At 70.7% G+C, this 8,771-nt stretch carries 4 protein-coding genes; 3 read left to right on the forward strand and 1 reads right to left on the reverse strand.

What is annotated here, in order from left to right:
• Positions 1 to 95: 95 nt before the first annotated feature.
• Both murA and ACFP1K_RS36380 read left to right on the forward strand, forming a co-directional pair.
• Entirely contained in the window at positions 96 to 1,400 is a 1,305-nt protein-coding gene (gene murA / locus ACFP1K_RS36375) for a UDP-N-acetylglucosamine 1-carboxyvinyltransferase (protein WP_380762116.1), read from the forward strand.
• Between the two features lie 53 nt (positions 1,401 to 1,453).
• Positions 1,454 to 3,880, forward strand: a complete 2,427-nt coding sequence (locus tag ACFP1K_RS36380) for a transglycosylase domain-containing protein (RefSeq protein WP_380762118.1) — start codon at positions 1,454 to 1,456, stop codon at positions 3,878 to 3,880.
• 99 nt (positions 3,881 to 3,979) lie between these two features.
• Here ACFP1K_RS36380 and dnaE read toward each other — a convergent pair whose 3' ends face one another.
• Positions 3,980 to 7,501, reverse strand: a complete 3,522-nt coding sequence (gene dnaE, locus ACFP1K_RS36385; protein WP_380762120.1) for a DNA polymerase III subunit alpha — start codon at positions 7,499 to 7,501, stop codon at positions 3,980 to 3,982.
• Positions 7,502 to 7,907: 406 nt separating this feature from the next.
• Between dnaE and ACFP1K_RS36390 the strand changes: the two genes are divergently transcribed.
• Positions 7,908 to 8,771: serine/threonine-protein kinase (locus tag ACFP1K_RS36390; protein WP_380762122.1), on the forward strand; the 864-nt coding region annotated here is incomplete at its 3' end.

Raw genomic sequence — 8,771 nt, forward strand, 5'->3', positions numbered from 1 at the left:
GCCGCGCACCGGCACGCGGGCCCCGCCAATGTTACCGATGCCGCTCGCGCACCGCCGCCTTCGACAGGACGCGCCGCACGGTTAGGCTGTCCCCCGTGAGTGAAGAGGTATGGCTGATCGAGCCGTCCGGGCCTCTCCGGGGGGACGTCGAGGTACGCGGTTCCAAGAACGCCGTGTCCAAGCACATGGTGGCGGCGATGCTGGGCAGCGGCCCGAGCACGCTGCACAACGCCCCCGAGGTCGGCGAGGTGGGCATCACGGCCGCCATGCTCGGGGCACTCGGGATCGAGGTCGACATCACCCAGCGGGAGATCACGCTGGAGCGCGGCCCCGAGATCCGGCCCAGGGTGCCAGAGGCCTTCACCGGGCTGAACCGCATCCCCATCCTGATGCTCGGTCCGCTGCTGCACCTGGCGGGCGAGGCGTTCGTCCCGCTGGTGGGCGGTGATCCGATCGGCCGCAGGCCGGTCAACTTCCACGTCGAAGCGCTGCGCGCCATGGGCGCCGAGATCGAGGTGGGCGACGCCGGCATCACCGCCAAGGCCACCCGTCTGCGCGGCACCCGCATCGAGCTGCCCTACCCGAGCGTCGGGGCGACCGAGACCATCCTGCTGTCGGCGGTGCTCGCCGAGGGCAAGACGGTGATCAAGGGCGCGGCCACCGAGCCCGAGGTCGTCGAGCTGGCGCTGTTCCTGCAGCGCATGGGCGCCCGCATCGAGCTCAGCCCCGACCGCCGCATCGTCATCGAGGGCGTGGAGCGGCTGCGCGGCGCGTCCACCTGGCTGGCCGGCGACCGCATAGAGGCCTTCTCTTACCTCGTGGCGGGGCTGATCACCAAGGGCGAGGTGCGGGTGCACGGCTGCCCGCAGGACCGCCTGGTCACCGCGATCACCACCCTGGCCCGCATGGGCGCGCAGTTCGACATCACCGACGAGTGGCTGAGCGCGTCCGCGCCGGACGGCCTGCGGGCCGCCGCCGTGCAGACCGACACCCACCCGGGGTTCATGACCGACTGGCAGACCCCGCTAATGGTGCTGTTCACCCAGGCCGAGGGCATGTCGGTGCTGCACGAGACGGTGTTCGAGAACCGCCTGGTGTACGTGCCCGCGCTGCAGAAGATGGGCTGCGAGATCGAGATCTTCGACGTGTGCCTGGGCGGCCCGGCGTGCCGCTACCACGACACCAACGCCCGCCACTCGGCGGTGGTGCGCGGCATCTCCAAGCTGCGCGGCGCCGACGTCACCCTGCCCGACATCCGGGCCGGGTTCTCCGCGGTGCTCGCCGCGGCGGTCGCGGAGGGCAATTCCACCCTGCGCGGGGTCAACCACATCGAACGCGGATACCACCGCGTATTCGACCAGTTCACCTCACTTGGGATGAAGATCAACAGGGAAGCGTAAAGCTTCGCACGACGGACGTTTGCCGACGTTCCGCCAGCCGCAGTTTCTATCCCGTGACCTCGGGATCCGACGGCCGCCGCAGGCCCGGCGGCGAGTCCGCGCGGCGGCGGGAACGTCCCGTGCCCGCGTGCCTGGGCGTGCTCGGGCTGGCGGGCGTGGCCGGGGGCGTGCTCGCGGCGGCCCTGGCGCTCCCGGCGGTCGGCGGGGCGGGGGTGTTCACCCGGGACGCCTCCCGGAGCTTCTTCGACACGCCGTCCGCGCTGCGCGAGGCTCCGTTGCCCGAGCGCACGCGGCTGCTGGACAAGGACGGCAAGCAGTTCGCCCAGTTCTACGTGCAGAACCGGCGCTCGGTGGACATCACGCGGATCGCGCCGGTGATGCTGAAGGCCATCGTCGCCATCGAGGACGCCAGGTTCTACGACCACGCGGGGCTGGACCTCCGGGGCACGCTGCGCGCGATGATCACCAACACCCGGGCCGGCGAGATCAAGCAGGGCGGCTCGTCGCTGACCCAGCAGCTGGTGAAGAACGTCCTGCTGCAGAACGCCCGCTCCGACGGCGAGCGCGACTCGGCCCGCGCGCCGAGCATCCGCCGCAAGCTGCAGGAGCTGCGGTACGCCATGGGGCTGGAGCGCAAGTACTCCAAGGACCAGATCCTGGTGCGCTACCTGAACATCGCCTACTTCGGCGGCGGCGCCTTCGGCGTGGAGGCCGCGGCGCGCCGGTTCTTCGGCACCACGGCGGCCGACCTCACCCTGGCGCAGGCCGCCACGCTGGCCGGGGCGGTGCGCACGCCGTCCCTCACCGATCCCACGCTCGGCCCCGAGCACGAGAAGCGGCTGCGGATCCGGCGGGACCTGGTGCTGGACAGGATGTCCCAGCTCGGCATGGTGCCCGCCGTGCGGGCCGGGGCCGCCAAGGCGGGACCGCTGGCGCTGGACCTGCGGCCCGAGCCCGGCGGGTGCGCCGAGAGCGAGTACCCGTTCTTCTGCCTCTACGTGCAGCGGGAGATCGCCGTCAACCCGGCGTTCGGGCAGACCCGGGCCGAGCGGGAGCGGCGCCTGTACCGCGACGGGCTGGAGATCACCACCACCCTGGACCGCGCCATGCAGAACGCCGCGCAGAAGGCCATCGCCGAGTACGTCCGCCCGAAGGACAGCCAGGTGGCGGCCGAGGCGATGGTCGAGCCGGGCACCGGGCGGATCCGGGCGCTGGCGGCCAGCAAGAAGTACGGCAACAACCCCGGCGGCAAGGACCAGGGGGCGCGGACCACGTACAACCTGGTCGGCGACATCGCGCACGGCGGCGGGCAGGGCTTCCAGGCCGGGTCGACGTTCAAGGCGTTCACCCTGGCCACCGCGCTGGCCAAGGGGTGGAAGTTCGACCAGGGCTTCGACACGCCGGGCGCGTTCTCGCCGTCCTCGGGCTACCGGGACTGCTCGGGCAAGAACGTCAGCGTGCCGGACGCCGTGGTGCACAACGCGGGCGGCGAGGGGAAGGGCGGGCCGTACAGCCTGGCCACCGGCACCTGGCAGTCGGTCAACATCTTCTACATGATGCTGGAGCGCGACGTCGGGCTGTGCGACGTGGTGCGCACCGCGCGGTCCCTCGGGGTCGTCCGCGCCGACGGCAAGCCGCTCAAGGAGGTCCCGACGTTCACCCTCGGGGTGAACGAGATGGACCCGGTCACGGTGGCGGCGGCGTTCGCGACCTTCGGGGCGCGGGGGCGGTACTGCCGGCCGATGGCCGTGCTGGAGATCGCCGAGCGGCGGGGGCGGCGCACGACGGTGGCGCCGAGCTGCTCGGCTCCCATCGAGGAGGGAGTGGCCGACGCGGTCAACTTCGTGCTGTCCGGGGTGTTCACCAAGGGCACCATGCGCGGGCAGGGCATCGGCCGCCCGGCGGCGGGCAAGACCGGGACCAACAACGGCTACACCTCCGCGTGGTTCGCCGGGTACACCCCGGAGCTGGCGGCGGCCGTCAGCCTCGGCGACATGCGGGGCGCCTACAAGCACCCGCTGGACGGCGTCGAGATCGGCGGCCGGTCGTACGGCGGCGTGCAGGGCGCCACGCTGCCCGGCCCCATCTGGGTGACCTCCATGGAGGGCGCCCTTCAGGACGTGCCCGCCACGTCCTTCTCCCCGCCCGACCACTCGCGCTTCGGCGGCGGCACCACCCCCGGCCTCAGCCCCGAGGACCAGCTCGCCGGCCGGGACCCCGGCGACGAGCGCGGCCGGGACGGCGGGTACGAGGAGGAGGGCGAGGACCGGCCGCGCCGCGAGGGCCGCCTGCGCCGCAATTGGTACCACCCCGGCGACCGGCCGTTCCGCCCGTACCCCGACGACTACAGCCTGCCGCGGGTGTGGGAGCGAGGCTGGCCCCCGCCGCGCCGTCGTCCCCCCGTCCACGGCGCGCCGTACGACCGCCACGACCGTTACGACCGGGCGGATCCCTACGAGCCGGGGTACTGGCGGGACTAGGCGCCGACCGCCGCGTGTCCGCGGGGCACAGGATCGGCAGGCGGCTGTCCACGGCCACGTCGCCGGCACCCGGCCCCGGCAGGACGGCGTCGTGGTGCTTCAGGCGCCGATGCAGGCGGGGCCGAGGAGCTGCTTGAGGTCGCCCATCAGGGCCGGGGACGGGGCCACGCGCAGGCGGTCGTCCAGGCGCATGACGGTGGTCTTGGAGCCGTTGTGCAGCTGGAGGTGGACCTCGGTGGTGCCGCGGTGGGTGGTCAGGACCTCCTTGAGGCGGCCGATCACCGGGGGGGTGCAGCGGGTCAGCGTCAGGCTGACCACCAGGGGGCCGCCCGCCTCCTGGGACAGGTCGGGGGCGGTGACCTCCATCGCGACGATCTTGGCGACGTCCTCGCGCTTGTCCAGCCGGCCCTTGACGAAGACGATGGCGTCCTCGGCCAGGACGGTGGCGCACAGCTGGTAGGCCGACGGGAAGATCATCACCTCGATGGACCCCTCCAGGTCCTCGAGGTTGGTGAGCACCCAGGTGTCGCCCTTCTTGGTGACCTTGCGCTGGAGGCCGCTGAGGAGGCCGCCCACGGTGATCACCTGGCCGTCGGTGCGCTCGTCGGCCTGCAGCGAGGCCACCGAGCAGTCCGCGCCCGCCGACAGGATGTGCTCCACGCCGAACAGCGGGTGGTCCGAGACGTACAGCCCGAGCATCTCGCGCTCGAACACCAGCAGGGTGGACTTGTCCCACTCCCCTGCCGGGATCTGCACGTCGAAGGTCTGGTCCTCGGCGCCGTCGATGGCGCCGAACAGGGAGTCCTGCCCGATGGCCTCGTTCTTCTTGATGTCGATGATCGCGTCGACGGCCTGCTCGTGCACCATGAGCAGGCCCTTGCGCTCGTGGCCGAGGGAGTCGAACGCGCCGGCCTTGATCAGCGACTCGATGACGCGCTTGTTGCAGACCAGCGCGGGCACCTTGCGCAGGAAGTCCTTGAAGTCGGCGAACCGGCCCTTGCCGCCGCGCGAGGAGATGATGCCGTCCACGACGTTGCCGCCGACGTTGCGCACCGCCGACAGGCCGAAGCGGATGTCGGTGTCGCGCGGGGTGAAGTCGAAGTCGGAGTCGTTGACGTCCGGCGGGAGCACCTTGATGCCCATGCGGCGGCACTCGTTGAGGTACAGCGCCGACTTGTCCTTGTCGTCCTTCACCGAGGTGAGCAGGGCCGCCATGTACTCGGCCGGGTAGTTGGCCTTGAGGTAGGCGGTCCAGTAGGAGACCAGGCCGTACGCGGCGCTGTGCGCCTTGTTGAAGGCGTAGTCGGAGAACGGGACCAGGATGTCCCAGAGCGTCTTGACGGCCGCGGCGGAGTAGCCGTTGTCCTTCATGCCCTGCTCGAAGGACTCGAACTGCTTGTCCAGCTCGGCCTTCTTCTTCTTGCCCATCGCGCGGCGCAGGAGGTCCGCTTTGCCGAGCGAGAACCCGGCGACCTTCTGCGCGATGGCCATGACCTGCTCCTGGTAGACGATCAGGCCGTGGGTCGTGCCGAGGATCTCCTTCAGGGAGTCCTCGAACTCGGGGTGGATCGGGGTGATGTCCTGCTGGCCGTTCTTGCGCAGCGCGTAGTTGGTGTGGGAGTTGGCGCCCATCGGGCCCGGACGGTACAGCGCGCCGACCGCGGAGATGTCCTCGAAGTTGTCGGGCTTCATCAGGCGCAGCAGCGAACGCATGCCGCCGCCGTCGAGCTGGAACACCCCGAGGGTGTCGCCCCGGCCGAGCAGCTCGTACGTCCTCGGGTCGTCCAGCGGGAGTTTCAGCAGGTCGATGGCGTTGCCGGTGTTGGCCTCGATCATCTTGAGGCAGTCGTCGATGATCGTGAGGTTGCGCAGGCCGAGGAAGTCCATCTTCAGCAGGCCGAGCGTCTCGCAGGTCGGGTAGTCGAACTGCGTGATGATCGCGCCGTCGGCGTCGCGGCGCATGATCGGGATGTAGTCGGTCAGCACCTCGGCGGACATGATCACGCCGGCGGCGTGCACGCCGGTCTGCCGGATCAGCCCCTCCAGGCCGCGCCCGAGGTCGATGGCCGTCTTGACGTCGACGTCCTCGTCGTACAGCTTGCGCAGCTCGCCGGCCTCGTTGAAGCGCGGGTGCTCCTTGTCGAAGATGCCGGACAGCGGGATGTCCTTGCCCATCACCGCCGGGGGGAACGCCTTGGAGACGCGGTCGCCGAGGGCGTAGGGATAGCCGAGGACGCGGGCGGCGTCCTTGATGGCCGCTTTCGCCTTGATGGTGCCGAAGGTGGCGATCATCGCGACCTTGTCGGCGCCGTACTTCTCGGTGACGTACCGGATCACGTCGGCCCGCCGGCGTTCGTCGAAGTCGATGTCGACGTCGGGCATGGACACGCGGTCGGGGTTGAGGAACCGCTCGAAGATCAGGCCGTGCGGCAGGGGGTCGAGGTCGGTGATGCCGAGCGCGTACGCGGCGAGCGACCCCGCGGCCGAGCCGCGGCCCGGGCCGACCCGGATGCCGTTGTTCTTGGCCCACATGATGAAGTCGGCGACCACGAGGAAGTACGAGGGGAACCCCATCTGCAGGATGACGTTCATCTCGTACTCGATCTGCCGGGCGTGCTCGTCGTCCACGCCCTCGGGGAAGCGCCAGGCCATGCCGCGGGCGATCTCCTGGCGGAACCAGCCCTCCTCGGTCTGGCCTTCGGGGATCGGGAAGGTCGGCATGAGGTTCTTGAAGCCGAACATGCCGCTCGGGTCGACCTTCTCGGCGACCAGCAGCGTGTTGCGGCAGCCCTCGGCCCACAGGTCGGAGGAGTCGACGGCGCGCATCTCGTCGGCCGTCTTGATGAAGTAGCCGCTGCCGTCGAAGCGGAACCGGTCGGGGTCGGAGAGCTGCTTGCCGGTCTGGATGCACAGCAGCGCGTCGTGCGAGGTGGAGTCCGACTCGTAGGTGTAGTGGGAGTCGTTGGTCACCAGCGGGGGGATGGCGAGCTCGGCGGAGATGCGGGTGAGGCCGTCGCGGACCCTGCGCTCGATGTCGAGGCCGTGGTCCATGACCTCCAGGTAGTAGTTCTCCTTGCCGAAGATCTCCTGGAAGCGGGCGGCGGCGGCCACCGCCTCGTCGTACTGGCCGAGGCGAAGGCGGGTCTGCACCTCGCCCGACGGGCAGCCCGTGGTGGCCATCAGGCCCTCGGAGTGCTCGGCGAGGATCTCCGCGTCCATGCGGGCCCACTTGCGCACGAAGCCCTCGGTGTAGGCGCGGGAGGAGAGCTTCATGAGGTTGTGCAGGCCGGTGGCGTTCTTGGCCCAGATGGTCATGTGGGTGTAGTAGCCGCCGGCGGACACGTCGTCGCGCTTCTGGTGCGGCTCGCCCCACAGCACGGGCTTCTTCTGGTGGCGGGAGGCCGGGGCGACGTACGCCTCGATGCCGATGATCGGCTTGATGCCGGCCGCGGTCGCCTGCCTGTGGAAGTCGTAGGCGCCGTGCATGTTGCCGTGGTCGGTGATCGCGATGGCGGGCATCTGGAGATCGCCTACCTGTTTGAACATCTGCTTCAATCGGGCCGCCCCGTCGAGCATCGAGTACTCGGTGTGGACGTGCAGATGTACAAACGAATCAGCCATGCGGGCCGTCCCTCTCCCCTCGATCCGGTGCGGCGGATGAGAGCCTACGCCGTGCCGCGCCCCCTCGCGGCACACCGGCACCACCGTTCTCAATCGTGACCACGCGCCCCTCGCCGGCGTCGCGCCCCCTCCCATCATCGCCCCGCGGCGGCGGCGCGCAAAGCCGCGGGGCGGGGGGCGGAATGCGGGGGTGAGCAGCGGCGGGGCATCGGTTCGGGTGATCAACTACGACGGGCTTCCGGGGGGCCGGGGAGCCGAACGCGCTGATCACAGGGTCGCGACGCTCTAGGCGTCCACTATCTGGACAATGCGTCCCGGATGCCGGACAGAGCGGACCGTTCCCGCGTTTGCGCCTGCCCAGCCCTATGGGACGATTCATTCGCCTGAAAGGGGGTAGCGCCGGGTGATGTCGGAAGCACGGCCGGGCAAGCGACAGCAGGGACGCCGCGTGGCCGGCCGCTACCAGCTACTGGAGCCGATCGGCCGGGGCGGCATGGGCATCGTCTGGCGTGCCCACGACGAGCTGCTCGACCGCGTGGTCGCCGTCAAGGAGGTCCGGTACCCCGGAGACCCCGAGGACGACGAGGTCGCCGAGCTGAACCGGCGCACGCTTCGCGAGGCCCGGGCCGCCGGGCGGCTGACCCACCCGAACGTCGTCGTCGTGCACGACGTCATCGAGGAGAACGGCCGGCCGTGGATCGTCATGCAGCTGGTCGACGCCCGCTCCCTCGGGCAGGTGCTGCGCGACGACGGGCCGCTGCCCCCGCGGCTGGTCGCCGACATCGGGATCCAGGTGCTGGAGGCCCTGCGCTCCGCGCACGCCGCCGGGGTGCTGCACCGGGACGTCAAGCCCGAGAACGTTCTGCTCACCGATGACGGCCGGGTGGTGCTGACCGACTTCGGCATCGCCCGCATGGAGACCGACACCACGATGACCCGCACCGGTCTCGTCGGCACGCCCGCCTTCATCGCCCCCGAGCGTCTCCGCGGCTACCCCGCCCAGCGCGAGTCGGACTTCTGGTCCCTCGGCGCCACCCTGTACGCCGCCGTGGAAGGCCGCCCCCCGCACGACAAGGGCATGGCCATGGCGACCATGCACGCCGTCCTCAACGACCAGCCCGAGCCCGCCCTCCGCGCCGGCCGCCTGGCCGCCGTCCTGACAGGCCTCCTGGAAAAGGACCCCACCCGCCGCCTCCCGGCCGACCAGGCCGAGCGCATGCTCCGCGCCATAGCCGAAGACCGCACCACCACCCCCTCCCACCAGCACACC

The sequence above is a fragment of the Sphaerisporangium aureirubrum genome (genome assembly GCF_042658925.1).
GTDB lineage: Bacteria > Actinomycetota > Actinomycetes > Streptosporangiales > Streptosporangiaceae > Sphaerisporangium > Sphaerisporangium aureirubrum.

Coding starts and splice junctions, on each gene's coding strand:
- dnaE (WP_380762120.1), bottom strand. CDS start 7,501: ATGGCTGATTCGTTTGTACATCTGCACGTCCACACCGAGTACTCGATG.